Below are 15,527 nucleotides of genomic sequence, written 5' to 3' on the forward strand. Positions count from 1 at the left end.
AAAGGCGCGGCCCCACGGCCACGCCTTTCTTCACTACCGATCGCCCCGCTACTTGCGTTTGAGCAGCATATATACGCTGATCAGCAGGAATAGCATGCTCGGCAGCAGCGCGCCCAGCACCGGCGGCATGCTGTAGACCATGCTCAGCGGGCCGAAGATCTGGTCCAGCACGTAGAACAGGAAGCCGAAGCTGATGCCGGTCACCACGCGGATACCCATCGGCACGCTGCGCAGTGGGCCGAAGATGAACGACAGCGCCATCAGCATCATTACCGCCACCGACAGCGGCGAGAAGATTTTGCTCCACATGTTGAGCTGGTAACGGTTGGATTCCTGGCCGCTCTGCTTCAGGTACTTCACGTAGTTGTGCAGCCCGCTGATGGAGAGCGAATCCGGATCCAGCGCCACCACGCCCAGCTTGTCCGGGGTTAGGTTAGTTTTCCATTCGCCGGTCAGCGTCTGGGTGCCGGTCACCTGTTTCGGGTTGGTCAGATCCGAGGTGTCCACCTGCGAAAGCTGCCACAGGCCGTTCTCGAAGCTGGCGGTAGCGGCATAGCGCACCGTTTCCAGGCGACGCTGATCGTTGAAGTGGTAGATGTTCACGCCGGAGAGTTCTTTATCGCCGGAGACGCGCTCGATGTAGATGAAGTCGTTGCCGTCCTTCGCCCACAGCCCGCTCTTGGTGGAGAGCAGCGAGCCGCCGTACATCTGCTGGGCGCGGTAGTTGCGCGCCATCTGCTCGCCCTGCGGCGCTACCCACTCGCCGATCGCCATGGTCAGCAGCACCAGCGGAATGGCGGTTTTCATCACCGAGCCGGCGATCTGCAGGCGGGTAAAGCCGGAAGCCTGCATCACCACCAGTTCGCTGCGCGTCGCCAGTTGGCCCAGGCCGAGCAGCGCGCCAAGCAGCGCCGCCATCGGGAAGAAGATCTCGATGTCTTTCGGCACGCTCAGCAGGGTGTACATGCCGGCGCTCAGCGCGGTGTACTCGCCCTGGCCGACCTTGCGCAGCTGATCGACGAACTTGATGATGCCGGACAGCGACACCAGCATGAACAGCGTCATGATGATGGTGTTGAAAATCGTTTTACCGATATACCGGTCTAATACGCCAAACATCAGGCCGCTCCTCTCAGGCGTGCGCGCAGCTTACGCATCGGCACGGTATCCCATAGGTTCAGCGCCAGCGCGATCGCGAAGTAAACGCCGTTAACCAGCCACAGCCACAGCATCGGATCCAGCTTGCCCTTGCCGGCGTTGGAGCGCAGCGAGGTCTGCAGCAGGAAGAAGATCAGATACAGCAGGATGGCCGGTAGCATGCTCAGCACGCGGCCCTGGCGCGGGTTCACCACGCTGAGCGGCACCACCAGCAGCGCCATCAGCGCCACCGAGACCACCAGCGTCAGGCGCCAGTGCAGCTCGGCGCGCGCGTCCGGATCGTCGGACTCCCACAGCGTCTGCATCGACATCTGTTCGGATTCGGTGTTATCCGCCGCCACGGTGCGGTGGCCAATCACCGCCTTGTAGTCGGTGAAGTCGGTAATGCGGAAGTCGCGCAGCAGCGCGGTGCCTTCAAAGCGGGTACCCTTGTCGAGCGTCACCACCTGCGAGCCGTCTTTCTGCTGCACGATGTTGCCGTGCTCGGCCACCACCACCGACGGGCGTTGGTTGCCGTTTGGTCGCAGCTGCGCCAGGAACACGTCGTTGAAGGTGCTGCCCTTCACGTTGCCGATAAACAGCACTGCGTTGCCGTCCTGCGAGGGTTTGAACTGCCCTTCCGCCAGCCCGGCGATGCTCGGGTTGGCCTTGGCTTCGTTCACCACCACGTCCTGATAGCGCGAGGCCCAGGGGCCGGCCCAAAACACGTTCACCGCCGCGATCGCAGAGGTGAGCAGCGCCAGGATCATGGCGGCGATAATCAGGGTGCGTTTACCCAGCCCGCAGGCGTGCATAACGGTGATTTCGCTCTCGGTATACAACCGCCCAAGCGTCATCAGCAAGCCGAGAAACAGGCTCAAAGGCAGGATGAGCTGCGCCATTTTCGGCACGCCCAACGCGAGCAGAGAGAGTACTAAGTTTGTCGGGATATTGCCGTCCACCGCGTCGCCCAACACCCTGACCAAATTCTGACAAAAGAAGATCAGAAGCAGGATGAACAGGATGGCGATTTGGCTCTTGAGCGTTTCCCGTACCAGATATCTTATGATGATCACGCTTATTACGCCTGTGAAAACTTGTCTTTTTGCAGGAAAATCGATAATTTCATCGTTAATCCGCCATTTATTCTCATCATATGGCAACCTTCACAGCTAAAATAGTATTACAACATCAAGCCGTTTGGGTGTCCTATAGGAACTTGCTTATAGTCGCCAAAACAGAGCAATTTATGCCGTTCAGGTTAACATAATCCGTTAACTCAAATGGCAGGAGATCGTTACGGAGTCGGTTATTCTAGCCGTAGCGTCCGCCTTTGTCTTTAAGATTCAGGAGAGTGCATGGAGTTCAGTGTAAAAAGCGGTAGCCCGGAAAAACAGCGCAGTGCCTGTATTGTAGTCGGCGTTTTCGAACCGCGCCGCCTGTCCCCTATCGCAGAACAACTCGACAAAATCAGTGATGGTTATATCAGCGCATTGCTGCGCCGTGGCGAACTGGAAGGCAAGGTCGGGCAGACGCTGCTACTGCACCATGTGCCCAACATTCTCTCCGAGCGCATCCTGCTGATCGGCTGCGGCAAAGAGCGCGAGCTCGATGAGCGCCAATACAAGCAGGTGATCCAGAAAACCATCAATACCCTCAACGACACCGGCTCGATGGAAGCGGTCTGCTTCCTGACCGAACTGCACGTGAAAGGCCGCAACACCTACTGGAAAGTGCGTCAGGCGGTGGAAACCGCCAAAGAGACGCTCTACACCTTCGATCAGCTGAAAAGCAACAAGGTGGAGCCGCGTCGTCCGCTGCGCAAAATGGTGTTCAACGTGCCGACCCGCCGTGAGCTCACCAGCGGCGAGCGCGCTATCCAGCACGGCCTGGCGGTGGCTTCCGGCATCAAGGCGGCCAAAGATCTCGGCAACATGCCGCCGAACATCTGTAACGCCGGCTACCTGGCCTCGCAGGCCCGTCAGTTGGCGGACGCCTTCAGCACCAACATCACCACCCGCGTCATCGGCGAACAGCAGATGAAAGAGCTGGGCATGAACGCCTATCTGGCGGTCGGCGCCGGTTCGCAGAACGAATCATTGATGTCGGTGATGGAATATAAGGGCAACCCAAATCCGGACGCTAAGCCGATCGTGCTGGTAGGCAAAGGGCTGACCTTCGACTCCGGCGGCATCTCGATCAAACCGGCCGACGGCATGGACGAGATGAAATACGACATGTGCGGCGCGGCGACCGTGTACGGCGTGATGCGCGTGGTGGCGGAGCTGAACCTGCCGCTGAACGTGATCGGCGTGCTGGCCGGCTGTGAAAACATGCCGGGCGGCCGGGCGTATCGTCCGGGCGACGTGCTGACCACCATGTCCGGCCAGACCGTCGAGGTGCTCAACACCGACGCCGAAGGCCGCCTGGTGCTGTGCGACACCCTGACCTACGTCGAGCGCTTCGAACCGGAGCTGGTGATCGACATCGCCACCCTGACCGGCGCCTGCGTGATCGCCTTGGGCCACCACATCACCGGCCTGATGTCGAACCACAACCCGCTGGCGCACGAGCTGCTGGGCGCTTCCGAGCAGGCAGGCGACCGCGCCTGGCGCCTGCCGATGGCCGACGAGTACTACGAGCAGTTGGACTCCAACTTCGCCGACATGGCGAACATCGGTGGCCGCCCTGGTGGCGCCATCACCGCCGCCTGCTTCCTGTCGCGCTTCACCCGCAAGTACACCTGGGCGCACCTGGATATCGCCGGCACCGCCTGGCGCTCCGGTAAAGCCAAGGGCGCGACCGGCCGCCCGGTGGCGCTGCTGTCGCAGTTCCTATTGAACCGTGCAGGCCTGAACGGCGACGATTAAATCTGAGCGGTAATTCAGGTATAATCCCAAGGGGCACAGCATGCTGTGCCCCTACATTTTTTTATCGGCAGCGGTGGATCCTTAATGAAACAGGCGACGTTTTATTTGCTCGACAACGCGGAACCGTCTGGTGCGCTCAGCGCCCATGAGGCCGTGGCCTGCGCCGTTGCCGCCAGCGGTTTCCGTTCCGGCAAACGGGTGCTGATCGCCTGCGAGAGCCAGGAGCAGGCCCAGCGGCTGGACGAAGCGCTGTGGCAGCGCGAGCCGCATGAATTTGTGCCGCACAACCTGGCCGGCGAAGGGCCGCACTACGGCGCGCCGGTGGAACTGTGCTGGCCCGGCAAGCGCGGCAATGCCCCGCGCGATCTGCTGATCGCCCTGCTGCCGCAGTTTGCCGATTTTGCTACCGCTTTCCATGAAGTGGTAGACTTCGTTCCTTACGAAGACACTCTGAAACAGTTGGCGCGCGACCGTTACAAGGCCTATCGCAGCGTCGGCTTCCATTTGACCACGGCTACGCCGCCAACTCACTGAATACGATAAAGAATGGAAAAGACAAACAGTCAGCTCGACACCGCATACGACCCAAAACAGATCGAACAGAAGCTGTACGATCACTGGGAGAATCAGGGTTACTTCAAGCCGAACGGCGACACCAGCCAGGAAAGCTTCTGCATCATGATCCCGCCGCCGAACGTCACCGGCAGCCTGCACATGGGCCACGCGTTCCAGCAGACCATCATGGACACCATGATTCGCTATCAGCGCATGCAGGGTAAAAACACCCTGTGGCAGGCGGGCACCGACCACGCCGGCATCGCCACCCAGATGGTGGTGGAGCGCAAGATCGCCGCGGAAGAAGGCAAAACCCGCCACGACTACGGCCGTGACGCGTTCATCGACAAAATCTGGCAGTGGAAGGCGGAATCCGGCGGCACCATCACCCGCCAGATGCGCCGTCTGGGCAACTCCGTGGACTGGGAGCGCGAGCGCTTCACCATGGACGAAGGCCTGTCGAACGCGGTGCGCGAAGTGTTTGTCCGTCTGCACAAAGAAGACCTGATCTACCGCGGCAAGCGCCTGGTGAACTGGGATCCGAAACTGCGCACCGCCATCTCCGATCTGGAAGTGGAAAACCGCGAATCCAAAGGCTCCATGTGGCACCTGCGCTACCCGCTGGCCGACGGCGCGAAAACCGCCGAGGGCAAAGACTACCTGGTGGTCGCCACCACCCGTCCGGAAACCGTGCTGGGCGATACCGGCGTGGCGGTCAACCCGGAAGATCCGCGCTATAAAGACCTGATCGGCAAAGAGATCATTCTGCCGCTGGTCGGCCGCCGCATCCGCATCGTCGGCGACGAACACGCCGATATGGAAAAAGGCACCGGCTGCGTGAAGATCACCCCGGCGCACGATTTCAACGACTACGAAGTCGGCAAACGCCACGGCCTGCCGATGATCAACATTCTGACCTTCGACGGCGACATCCGCCAGGAAGCGGAAGTGTTCAACACCCTGGGCGAAGTCTGCACCGACTACTGCAACGAGATCCCGGCCGAGTTCCGCGGCCTGGAGCGCTTCGCGGCGCGTAAAGCGGTGGTTGCCGCCTTCGAAAATCTGGGCCTGCTGGACGAGGTTAAACCGCACGACCTGACGGTGCCTTACGGCGACCGCGGCGGCGTGGTGATCGAGCCGATGCTGACCGACCAATGGTACGTGCGCACCGCGCCGCTGGCCAAAGTGGCGGTGGAAGCGGTCGAACAGGGCCAAATCGAGTTCGTGCCGAAGCAGTATGAAAACATGTACTTCAGCTGGATGCGCGACATTCAGGACTGGTGCATCTCACGTCAGCTGTGGTGGGGCCACCGCATCCCGGCCTGGTATGACGTGAACGGCAAAGTCTACGTGGGCCGCAGCGAAGAAGAAGTGCGCAGCGAGAACAACCTGGGCGCCGACGTGGTGCTGACCCAGGACGAAGACGTGCTGGACACCTGGTTCTCGTCCGGCCTGTGGACCTTCTCTACCCTGGGCTGGCCGGAGCAGACCGACGCGCTGAAAACCTTCCACCCGACCAGCGTGATGGTCAGCGGCTTCGACATCATCTTCTTCTGGATCGCGCGCATGATTATGCTGACCATGCACTTCATCAAGGATGAAAACGGCAAGCCGCAGGTGCCGTTCAAGACCGTCTACATGACTGGCCTTATCCGCGACGACGAAGGCCAGAAGATGTCCAAGTCGAAAGGCAACGTGATCGATCCGCTGGACATGGTCGACGGCATCTCGCTGGAAGATCTGCTGGAAAAACGCACTGGCAACATGATGCAGCCGCAGCTGGCAGAGAAGATCCGCAAGCGCACCGAGAAGCAGTTCCCGAACGGCATCGAGCCGCACGGCACCGACGCCCTGCGCTTCACCCTGGCGGCGCTGGCCTCGACCGGCCGCGACATCAACTGGGACATGAAGCGCCTGGAAGGCTACCGCAACTTCTGTAACAAGCTGTGGAACGCCAGCCGCTTCGTGCTGATGAACACCGAAGCGCACGACTGCGGCTTCAACGGCGGCGAGAAAGTGCTGTCGCTGGCGGATCGCTGGATCCTGGCCGAATTCAACCGCACGGTGAAAGCCTACCGCGAAGCGCTGGATACCTACCGCTTCGATCTGGCGGCCAACATCCTGTACGAATTCACCTGGAACCAGTTCTGCGACTGGTATCTGGAGCTGACCAAGCCGGTGGTGAGCAACGGCAGCGAAGCGGAACAGCGCGGCACCCGCCACACGCTGATCACCGTACTGGAAGCGCTGCTGCGCCTGGCGCACCCGATCATTCCGTTCATCACCGAAACCATCTGGCAGCGCGTGAAGCCGCTGACCGGCACGACCGCAGACACCATCATGCTGCAGCCGTTCCCGGCCTACGACGCCGCGCTGGAAGACGAGCAGGCGCTGAACGATCTGGAGTGGATCAAGCAAACCATCATCGCCGTGCGCAACATCCGCGCCGAGATGAACATCGCGCCAAGCAAAGCGCTCGACGTGCTGCTGCGCAACTGCAGCGCCGACGCCCAGCGCCGCGTGCAGGAGAACCAAAGCTTTATCGCCCGTCTGGCGCGCCTGGAATCCATCGCGCTGCTGCCGGCCGGTGAGAAAGGCCCGGTCTCCGTCACCAAGCTGGTGGACGGCGCCGAGCTGCTGATCCCGATGGCCGGTTTCATCGACAAGGACGCCGAGATCGCGCGTCTGGCCAAAGAGATGGGCAAGCTGGATGCGGAAATCGCTTCGATCGAAGGCAAGCTGGCGAACGAAGGCTTCGTGGCACGCGCGCCGGAGGCGGTGGTCGCCAAAGAACGCGATCGTCTGGCGGCCTGCAAAGAAGGCAAAGTGAAACTGCAGGAACAGCAGGCGACCATCGCCGCACTGTAATCCACCGGCTCACGCCAACGCCTGAAAAACAGCGGGGTCTTCCCCGCTGTTTTTTTATCGCCGTTGCATCCGGGCCGGGTTAGATGTTATTACAAGATATTACTGCTGCAGGGACGCCGCCGGGAAATAATCCCCGGCGCGTTTCGTGCTGCGATAAAAACGAAAAACGAACGTGGTCTCTTTCAATGGCGAGTGTAAACATGACAACAGCAACCCCGGCGCGCCTGCTGGTGCGCCCCATCACGGCGGAAGACAATCCCGCCATTGCTCACGTCATTCGCGAAGTCTCCGCCGAGCACGGCCTGACGGCGGATAAAGGCTATACCGTCTCCGATCCCAATCTGGACGCCCTGTATCAGCTCTACAGCCTGCCGCGCAGCGCTTACTGGGTGATCGAGGTGGACGGCCAGGTCGCCGGCGGCGGCGGCATCGCGCCGCTGCAGGGCGGCGCAGACGATATTTGCGAATTGCAGAAGATGTATTTCCTGCCGGTGTTGCGCGGCAAAGGATTGGCGAAACGCCTGGCGCTGCAGGCGCTGGATTTCGCCCGCCAGCACGGCTTCCGCTGTTGTTACCTCGAGACCACCGCCAGCCTGACGCAGGCCGTTGCGCTGTACGAACACCTGGGCTTCGAACACATCGACCACGCGATGGGCGCCACCGGCCACGTCGATTGCGAAGTCACCATGCTGAAAACGCTGTAATCGTCCCCCGCCTCTCTATCATGGCGCAGCTTGCTGCGCCTTTTTATTAATATCGCAATCAATCAGTAAAACTCGCTATAACGCCGTTTTTCAAGCAGATAAACTGACGTTAAAAACCATGATGTAAATTTAATGTGAAGTTCGTTAATAAATTAACGATCGCAAATTGACCGCTTTTTCCCCCGCGTTACTCTGCCAGTATCCCAATCGCGCACGGAGAGCTGTCATGTCGGAAAATACCTTTGATTACATCATCGTCGGCGCCGGTTCCGCCGGCTGCGTGCTGGCGGCGCAGCTGATCCGCCGCACCCAGGCGCGGGTGCTGCTGCTGGAAGCCGGCGGCGACGACAATAACCTGTTCATCAAGATGCCGGCCGGTGTGGCCAAGATCATCGCCAAAAAGAGCTGGCCCTACGAGACGGAACCGGAACCGCACGCCAATAACCGCCGCATGCAGATCGCGCAGGGCAAGGTGCTGGGCGGCAGCAGTTCGGTCAACGGCATGATCTACCTGCGCGGCCAGCCGCAGGACTACGACGACTGGGCCGAACGCTATGGCTGCACCGGCTGGAGCTACCGCGAGGTGCTGCCCTACTTCAAACGCGCCGAGGCCAACGAAAGCCTGTCGGACGACTACCACGGCGCCGACGGGCTGCTGCCGGTCAGCGAAAACCGCTATCGCCACCCGCTCAGCATGGCGTTTATCCGCGCCGGCCAGGAACTGAACCTGCCCTATCGCAACGACTTCAACGGCGACAGCCAGCACGGCGTCGGTTTCTACCAAACCACCACCCACAACGGCGAACGCGCCAGCACCGCCCGCACCTACCTGAAGGCGGTGCGCGACGAACGGCGGCTGGTGGTGAAACTGAACGCCCTGGCGCATAGGCTGACCTTTGAGGGCAACGTCGCCACCGGCGTGGTCTACAGTCAGAACGGCGGCGCCGAAGTCACCGCGCGCGCCACCAAAGAGGTGATCGTCAGCGCCGGCGCGGTCGGTTCGCCGAAGCTGCTGATGCTGTCCGGCATCGGCCCGCGCGACCACCTGCAGCAGCTGGGTATCGAGGTGCGGGCGGATCTGCCGGTGGGCAAAAACTTCCACGACCACCTGCACATGTCGATCAACGTCAGCACCCGCGAGCCGATCAGCCTGTTCGGCGCCGATCGCGGCCTGCAGGCGCTGAGCCACGGCGCGCAGTGGCTGGCGTTTCGCAGCGGCGTGCTCTCATCCAACGTGCTGGAAGGCGCCGCCTTCACCGACAGCCAGGGCGACGGCCGGCCGGACGTGCAGATCCACTTCCTGCCGCTGCTGGACAGCTGGGACGACGTGCCCGGCGAGCCGCTGCCGAACATTCACGGCTTCACGCTCAAGGTCGGCTACCTGCAGCCGAAGGCGCGCGGCGAAGTGCAGCTGCGCAGCAGCAACCCGCGCGATCCGGTCAAGCTGCACGCCAACTACCTCGGCCACCCGGACGATCTGGCCGGCAGCGTGCGCGCGGTGAAGTTCGGCCTGGGCTTCCTGCAAACCGCGGCGCTGAAGCCTCTGATCAAAGATCTGCTGATGCCGCAGCCGGAGTGGACACGCGACGAGGCGCAGCTGGAAGAGTTCGTGCGCAACTTCTGCAAGACGGTGTATCACCCGGTGGGCAGCTGCCGCATGGGGCCGTCGCCGCAGGACGCAGTGACCGATCCACAGCTGAGGGTGCACGGTTTTGAACAGCTGCGGGTGATCGACTGCTCGGTGATGCCGCAGCTCACCAGCGGCAACACCAATGCGCCGACCATCATGCTGGCGGAAAAGGCGGTGGATCTGTTGCTGGGCGCGCCGCAGTAGGGGCGCCCCTCAACGTCATGCGGCGGCGGGCACGCCGCTGTGGAAGCGCAGCTCGCTGTCCGGCGACAGGATCAGCTCAGCTTCGAGGCGGCCGAAATGCGCCACCCGTTCGCTGATGTCGCCGCCGGCGATCTGCTCGGCCAGCGTCAGGTAGTCCTGATAGTGGCGCGCTTCGGATCGCAGCAGCGAGACGTAAAAGCGGTTCAGCTCGTCGTCCAGGTGCGGCGCCAGTTTGGCGAAGCGTTCACAGGATCGCGCTTCGATGTAGGCACCGCAGATCAGTTTGTCGATCAGCGTCGCCGGATCGTGGGTGCGGATCTCGCGGATCATCCCCTTGGCGTAGCGGCTGGCGGTGATCTTGCGATACGGGATCCCGCGTGCCTGCATGATCTCCAGCACCTGCGAGAAGTGGTGCAACTCTTCCTTGATCAACAGCACCATGCGATCCGCCAGATCCTGGCCGTAGGCCGAGCCGTTTTTCGGCAGGATCTTGCGGGTGAACTGGCCCTGGCGGAACAGCGTGTCCGGCGCGCCCTGCGCCTCGTGCAGAAACGCCTCGTAGGGCCGCAGCAGCGCCAACAGCGCGTCGCCGCTCTCTTTGTCCGCCACGTAGCGGCGGATCAGCCACATGCCGGTCTGCGCGGCTTTCAGCTCGCACACCAGGTGGTCGGTCAGCAACAGCTGCAGGTTTTCCGGACGGCGCGCGGCGTCTATCCAGGCGTCGGGAGTTTCACAGTGCAGGAAGCTTAAAATCGGGGCTAACAGGGATTGGTATGTCATCGGCTTAATTGCCCTATGTATTTCAAGTTGCAGCTAGGCGGCCAGCTCACTCATCCCCAAGAGCTTACTCAGGTAAGTGACTGGGGTGAGAGAGTGCAGCCAACAACGCTGTAACTTGAAAGACGACGGGGATATCAGGGGCCGGCGAGAGCCGGCCCACAGGCATTAATCGGAAAGGAATCAGTGGCGTTTACCGTCGTCGTCTTCGTCGATGTAGTCGCCGTCTTCGTCATCCTCACCGTCTTCACCGTTCGGATCTTCGAAGTAGGTGCCCCAGCCGTCGTAGTTGACGCCGCAGCGCTCCGCCAGCGCCACCAGCTGTTCGACCTGGGCGTCGATCAGCTCGGCGTTCAGGCCGACTTCGCTGATCACGTCGCAGCACATCACCATCGAACCGTCTTCCACTTCCAGCTCTTCGGCGTCGGTCACTTCGTAGCCCAGCTTGAAGGCTTCAACGGCGGCCTGCTCCAGAACCTCAAATTTCTCGGCGGACAGATGGTGCTCGATGGTGTAGAGCGCGTCCGGATCGCTGCCGTCTTCCAGCAGTTCTTCGATGATCAGGCGGGTCTCTTCACGTTGTTCTTCCAGCAATTCGCGGTTTGCCATGCCTATATCCTCAAGTCAAATGGCCTTCATTCCTTCTATTTTCACACACCGCCGACATTGCTTCCACGATAAACGTGAAAGATTTCCTCGCCGGGGTTGAAATTGAATATTCATACATATAAAGTGAATTTTAATTCAATTAAGCAATCAGGGAATCGGACTATGAGCACCGGCAATGCGTTCTACCAACGTCACTTTCTGAGGTTAATGGATTTCACCCCCGCCGAGCTGCAGGCGCTGCTGCGGCTTTCGGCCGATCTGAAACAGGCCAAGAAGCAGGGGCAGGAACAGCGCCGGCTGCAGGGCAAAAACATTGCGCTCATCTTCGAAAAAGACTCGACCCGCACGCGATGCTCTTTCGAAGTTGCCGCATTCGATCAGGGCGCGCAGGTGACCTATCTCGGCCCAAGCGGCAGCCAGATCGGCCATAAAGAGTCGATGAAAGACACCGCCCGGGTGCTGGGCCGCCTGTACGACGGTATTCAGTATCGCGGCTACGGCCAGGCGCTGGTGGAAACCCTGGCGCAGCACGCCGGCGTGCCGGTGTGGAACGGCCTGACCGACGAGTTCCACCCTACCCAATTGCTGGCGGATCTGCTCACCGTGCAGGAACACCTGCCGGGCAAGGCGCTGAGCGAGGTGAAGCTGGCGTACGTCGGCGACGCACGCAACAACATGGGCAACACGCTGCTGGAAGCCGCCGCGCTGGCGGGCATGGATCTGCGGCTGGTGGCGCCGAAGGCCTGCTGGCCGCAGCCGGAACTGGTGGCCGAATGCCAGGCGCTGGCGCAGCAAACCGGCGCGAAACTCACCCTGAGCGAAGACATCGCCGAAGGGGTACAAGACGCCGACTTCCTCTACACTGACGTCTGGGTGTCGATGGGCGAACCGAAAGAAACCTGGCAAGAGCGTATCGCGCTGCTGCGGCCGTATCAGGTCAACATGGCGATGCTGAAGCTGACCGGCAACCCGAACGTGAAGTTCCTGCACTGCCTGCCGGCTTTCCACGACGACCAAACCACGCTCGGCAAGCAGATGGCGCAGCAGTACGACCTGCACGGCGGCATGGAAGTGACCGACGAGGTGTTCGAATCGGCGCACAGCGTGGTGTTCGATCAGGCGGAAAACCGGCTGCATACCATCAAGGCGGTGCTGGTCGCCACGCTGAGCGAAACCCTCTGATTGTTCCCCCTCCGCCCTGGCACCCCCGGCCAGGGAGGCTAATATATTCCTGGAATATCAAATAGCGGATTAACCTTTGCCCGCCGCCGGCAAAGGTTCTACCGTGACAGGCCGACGGCGCCCGCGCCGTAAAAACCAACGATAACAAACCGTTCTCAGCGCCGCCTTGCGGCGCCTTCAGGGGATACACACCGATGAAAGCCAAACTCTTGCCGCTGTTCCTGCTCGCCGCCCTGCCCACCGCCACGTTAGCCGCCACGCCGCCGAATACGCTGGTGGTGGTGCAATCGCTGGATGACATCGTCAGCCTCGATCCGGCGGAAGCCAACGAACTCTCCAGCATCCAGACAGTGCCCAGCCTGTATCAGCGTCTGGTGCAGGCGGATCGCGACGATCCGGCTAAGGTGGCGCCGGTGCTGGCGGAAAGCTGGCAGGGCGATGCGGCAGCTAAAACGCTGACGGTGAAACTGCGGCCGCAGGCGGCGTTTGCCTCCGGCAATCCGCTGACCGCTGACGACGTGATCTTCTCTTACAGCCGCGCGGTGAAAATGAACAAGTCGCCGGCGTTCATCCTCAACGTGCTCGGCTGGCAGCCGGACAACATCGACGCGCAGCTGAAGAAGATCGACGACCATACCGTGCAGATGCGCTGGACGGCGGACGTCAGCCCGGCGGTGGCGCTGAATATCCTCTCGACGCCGATCGCCTCGATCGTCGACAGCAAGGCGGCGCTGGCCAACGTCAAAGACGGCGACTTCGGCAACGCCTGGCTGAAAATGCACTCCGCCGGCAGCGGCCCGTTCAAGATGCGCGTCTATCAGCCGCATCAGGCGATCGTGCTGGACGCCAACCCCACCTCGCCGGGCGACAAGCCGCAGCTGAAAAACATCATCATTAAAAACGTACCGGATCCGGCCACCCGCCGCCTGCTGATCCAGCAGGGCGACGCTGATATCGCCCGCGAACTCGGCGCCGATCAGACCGACACGCTGAAGAACCAGCCGGGCGTCAAGGTGCTGGAGATCCCGTCCGCCGAGCAAAACTACCTGGTGTTCAACACCGGCAACGGCGCCAATCCGCTGCTGAACAACCCGGCCTTCTGGGAAGCGGCGCGCTATCTGGTGGATTATCAGGGCATCACGAAGGATCTGCTGAAGGGCCAATACTTCGTGCACCAGAGCTTCCTGCCGGTCGGGCTGCCGGGCGCGCTGGAGACCAACCCATTCAGCTACGATCCGGCTAAGGCGAAAGCCATCCTGGCCAAGGCGGGCATCACCCACGCCGCCTTTACGCTGGACGTAGAGAACAAACCGCCGTTCATCACCATCGCGCAGGCGCTGCAGGGCAGCTTCGCCGCCGCCGGTGTGAAGATCGAACTGCTGCCGGCCGCGGGCAGCCAGGTTTACTCACGCGTGCGCGCCAGGCAGCATCAGGCGGCGATCCGGCTGTGGATCCCGGATTACTTCGACGCCCACTCCAACGCCAGCGCCTTCGCCTACAACGACGGCAACAGCAGCACGGTGGCCGGGCTGAACGGCTGGCAGATCCCGCAGTTGAATAAGCAGACGCTGGCGGCGCTGGCCGAAGCCGATCCAGCCAAGCGCCGCGCGCTGTACACCGCCATGCAGCAGGAGCTGCAGCGCAGTTCGCCGTACGTGTTTATCGATCAGGCTAAAACCGAAGTGGTGCTGCGCGACAACGTCAAAGGCTATCAACAGGGGTTGAACGCCGACATGGTCTACTACGATCGCGTCAGCAAATAGCCGGCGGGCGGCCATCGCCGGCCAATCGATTGCGGGGCGGCAAAAAACGGCGTTTTAACGCTTGCAGTGGCGAAAAGCGCGAGTATAATGCGCCACAATTTGCCAGGAGAAAGCATGAAAAACGACGTTTGTTTTGTTAGCCGCAATCGACAAAACCGACTGCCTATCGGCGGCCAGCTGCCGTTGTTTCTCCTGTTGCTAAACCGATCTTTTCAAGCCCCTCATTGAGGGGCTTTTTTTTGCCTTAAAAAGTCCCGCGCCACGGGCACGCGTCGAGGAGGAGTGAAAAATGGCCAACCCGCTGTATCACAAACACATCATCTCTATTAACGATCTCAGCCGCGAGGATCTGGAGCTGGTGCTGCGCACCGCCGCCGGTCTGAAAGCCAACCCGCAGCCGGAGCTGTTGAAACACAAGGTGATCGCCAGCTGCTTCTTTGAAGCCTCGACCCGTACCCGCCTGTCGTTCGAAACCTCGATGCACCGCCTCGGCGCCTCGGTGGTCGGTTTCGCCGACGGCAGCAACACCTCGCTCGGCAAGAAAGGCGAAACCCTGGCCGACACCATCTCGGTGATCAGCACCTATGTGGACGCCATCGTGATGCGCCATCCGCAGGAAGGCGCAGCGCGCATGGCCTCGGAATTCTCCGGTAACGTGCCGGTGCTCAACGCCGGCGACGGCGCCAACCAGCACCCGACCCAGACCCTGCTGGATCTGTTCACCATCCAGGAAACCCAGGGCCGCCTGAGCAACCTCAGCATCGCCATGGTCGGCGACCTGAAGTACGGCCGCACCGTACACTCGCTCACCCAGGCGCTGGCCAAGTTCGAAGGCAACCGCTTCTACTTCATCGCCCCGGACGCGCTGGCGATGCCGGCCTACATCCTGAAAATGCTGGAAGAGAAAGGCATCGAGTACAGCCTGCACAGCAGCATTGAAGAAGTGGTGCCGGAGCTGGATATTCTCTACATGACCCGGGTGCAGAAAGAGCGCCTCGATCCGTCCGAGTACGCCAACGTGAAGGCGCAGTTCGTCCTGCGCGCTGCGGATCTGGCCGGCGCGCGCGCCAACCTCAAGGTGCTGCACCCGCTGCCGCGCATCGACGAGATCGCCACCGACGTGGATAAAACGCCGTACGCTTACTACTTCCAGCAGGCGGGCAACGGCATCTTCGCCCGCCAGGCGCTGCTGGCGCTGGTGCTCAACGCAGATTTGGATCTTTAAGGG

Annotated in this window: 12 protein-coding genes; 8 read left to right on the forward strand and 4 right to left on the reverse strand. The window is 61.3% G+C overall.

Annotated features, from left to right (window positions below; genetic code table 11):
- Positions 1–48: 48 nt before the first annotated feature.
- Positions 49–1,119, reverse strand: coding sequence for an LPS export ABC transporter permease LptG (gene lptG, locus FOT55_RS03765; protein ID WP_019453290.1), 1,071 nt, complete (start codon positions 1,117–1,119; stop codon positions 49–51).
- Positions 1,119–2,213: an LPS export ABC transporter permease LptF gene (lptF, locus tag FOT55_RS03770; RefSeq protein ID WP_043139168.1), complete on the reverse strand. Its 1,095-nt coding sequence runs from the start codon at positions 2,211–2,213 to the stop codon at positions 1,119–1,121. The genes lptG and lptF overlap by 1 nt, the downstream gene beginning before the upstream one ends.
- 282 nt (positions 2,214–2,495) lie before the next feature.
- On the opposite strand from lptF, the gene pepA reads away from it, so the two are divergent.
- From pepA to FOT55_RS03795, 5 genes are all read left to right on the forward strand, one after another.
- The gene (gene pepA, locus FOT55_RS03775; RefSeq protein ID WP_004933352.1) at positions 2,496–4,007 is read left to right on the forward strand and encodes a leucyl aminopeptidase; all 1,512 of its coding nucleotides are present in this window, start codon (positions 2,496–2,498) and stop codon (positions 4,005–4,007) included.
- 84 nt (positions 4,008–4,091) lie between these two features.
- Positions 4,092–4,541 carry a DNA polymerase III subunit chi gene (locus tag FOT55_RS03780; protein WP_025305119.1) on the forward strand — a complete coding sequence of 150 codons (450 nt, stop codon included), beginning with the start codon at positions 4,092–4,094 and terminating at the stop codon, positions 4,539–4,541.
- A gap of 12 nt (positions 4,542–4,553) precedes the next feature.
- Positions 4,554–7,430, forward strand: coding sequence for a valine--tRNA ligase (locus FOT55_RS03785; RefSeq protein ID WP_107226659.1), 2,877 nt, complete (start codon positions 4,554–4,556; stop codon positions 7,428–7,430).
- Positions 7,431–7,630: 200 nt separating this feature from the next.
- Positions 7,631–8,134, forward strand: a complete 504-nt coding sequence (locus FOT55_RS03790) for a GNAT family N-acetyltransferase (RefSeq protein WP_004933360.1) — start codon at positions 7,631–7,633, stop codon at positions 8,132–8,134.
- Positions 8,135–8,360: 226 nt separating this feature from the next.
- Positions 8,361–9,968 carry a GMC family oxidoreductase gene (locus FOT55_RS03795; RefSeq protein WP_147823131.1) on the forward strand — a complete coding sequence of 536 codons (1,608 nt, stop codon included), beginning with the start codon at positions 8,361–8,363 and terminating at the stop codon, positions 9,966–9,968.
- Between the two features lie 15 nt (positions 9,969–9,983).
- On the opposite strand, the gene miaE is transcribed toward FOT55_RS03795, so the two are convergent.
- Positions 9,984–10,748 carry a tRNA isopentenyl-2-thiomethyl-A-37 hydroxylase MiaE gene (gene miaE, locus FOT55_RS03800; RefSeq protein WP_015376459.1) on the reverse strand — a complete coding sequence of 255 codons (765 nt, stop codon included), beginning with the start codon at positions 10,746–10,748 and terminating at the stop codon, positions 9,984–9,986.
- Positions 10,749–10,928: 180 nt separating this feature from the next.
- Entirely contained in the window at positions 10,929–11,354 is a 426-nt protein-coding gene (gene rraB / locus FOT55_RS03805) for a ribonuclease E inhibitor RraB (RefSeq protein ID WP_025305115.1), read from the reverse strand.
- Positions 11,355–11,516: 162 nt separating this feature from the next.
- Between rraB and argF the strand changes: the two genes are divergently transcribed.
- From argF to pyrB, 3 genes are all read left to right on the forward strand, one after another.
- Positions 11,517–12,536 carry an ornithine carbamoyltransferase gene (gene argF, locus FOT55_RS03810; RefSeq protein ID WP_147823132.1) on the forward strand — a complete coding sequence of 340 codons (1,020 nt, stop codon included), beginning with the start codon at positions 11,517–11,519 and terminating at the stop codon, positions 12,534–12,536.
- Positions 12,537–12,730: 194 nt separating this feature from the next.
- The gene (locus FOT55_RS03815; protein ID WP_147823133.1) at positions 12,731–14,299 is read left to right on the forward strand and encodes an ABC transporter substrate-binding protein; all 1,569 of its coding nucleotides are present in this window, start codon (positions 12,731–12,733) and stop codon (positions 14,297–14,299) included.
- A 289-nt stretch (positions 14,300–14,588) separates the two neighbouring features.
- Positions 14,589–15,524, forward strand: coding sequence for an aspartate carbamoyltransferase (pyrB, locus tag FOT55_RS03820; RefSeq protein WP_147823134.1), 936 nt, complete (start codon positions 14,589–14,591; stop codon positions 15,522–15,524).
- Positions 15,525–15,527: the final 3 nt, after the last annotated feature.

Origin of the sequence: Serratia bockelmannii (assembly GCF_008011855.1) — a bacterium.
Classification (GTDB): domain Bacteria; phylum Pseudomonadota; class Gammaproteobacteria; order Enterobacterales; family Enterobacteriaceae; genus Serratia; species Serratia bockelmannii.

Coding starts and splice junctions, on each gene's coding strand:
- lptG (WP_019453290.1), bottom strand. CDS start 1,119: ATGTTTGGCGTATTAGACCGGTATATCGGTAAAACGATTTTCAACACC.
- argF (WP_147823132.1), top strand. CDS start 11,517: ATGAGCACCGGCAATGCGTTCTACCAACGTCACTTTCTGAGGTTAATG.
- FOT55_RS03790 (WP_004933360.1), top strand. CDS start 7,631: ATGACAACAGCAACCCCGGCGCGCCTGCTGGTGCGCCCCATCACGGCG.
- FOT55_RS03795 (WP_147823131.1), top strand. CDS start 8,361: ATGTCGGAAAATACCTTTGATTACATCATCGTCGGCGCCGGTTCCGCC.
- miaE (WP_015376459.1), bottom strand. CDS start 10,748: ATGACATACCAATCCCTGTTAGCCCCGATTTTAAGCTTCCTGCACTGT.
- pyrB (WP_147823134.1), top strand. CDS start 14,589: ATGGCCAACCCGCTGTATCACAAACACATCATCTCTATTAACGATCTC.
- FOT55_RS03780 (WP_025305119.1), top strand. CDS start 4,092: ATGAAACAGGCGACGTTTTATTTGCTCGACAACGCGGAACCGTCTGGT.
- FOT55_RS03785 (WP_107226659.1), top strand. CDS start 4,554: ATGGAAAAGACAAACAGTCAGCTCGACACCGCATACGACCCAAAACAG.
- rraB (WP_025305115.1), bottom strand. CDS start 11,354: ATGGCAAACCGCGAATTGCTGGAAGAACAACGTGAAGAGACCCGCCTG.
- FOT55_RS03815 (WP_147823133.1), top strand. CDS start 12,731: ATGAAAGCCAAACTCTTGCCGCTGTTCCTGCTCGCCGCCCTGCCCACC.
- pepA (WP_004933352.1), top strand. CDS start 2,496: ATGGAGTTCAGTGTAAAAAGCGGTAGCCCGGAAAAACAGCGCAGTGCC.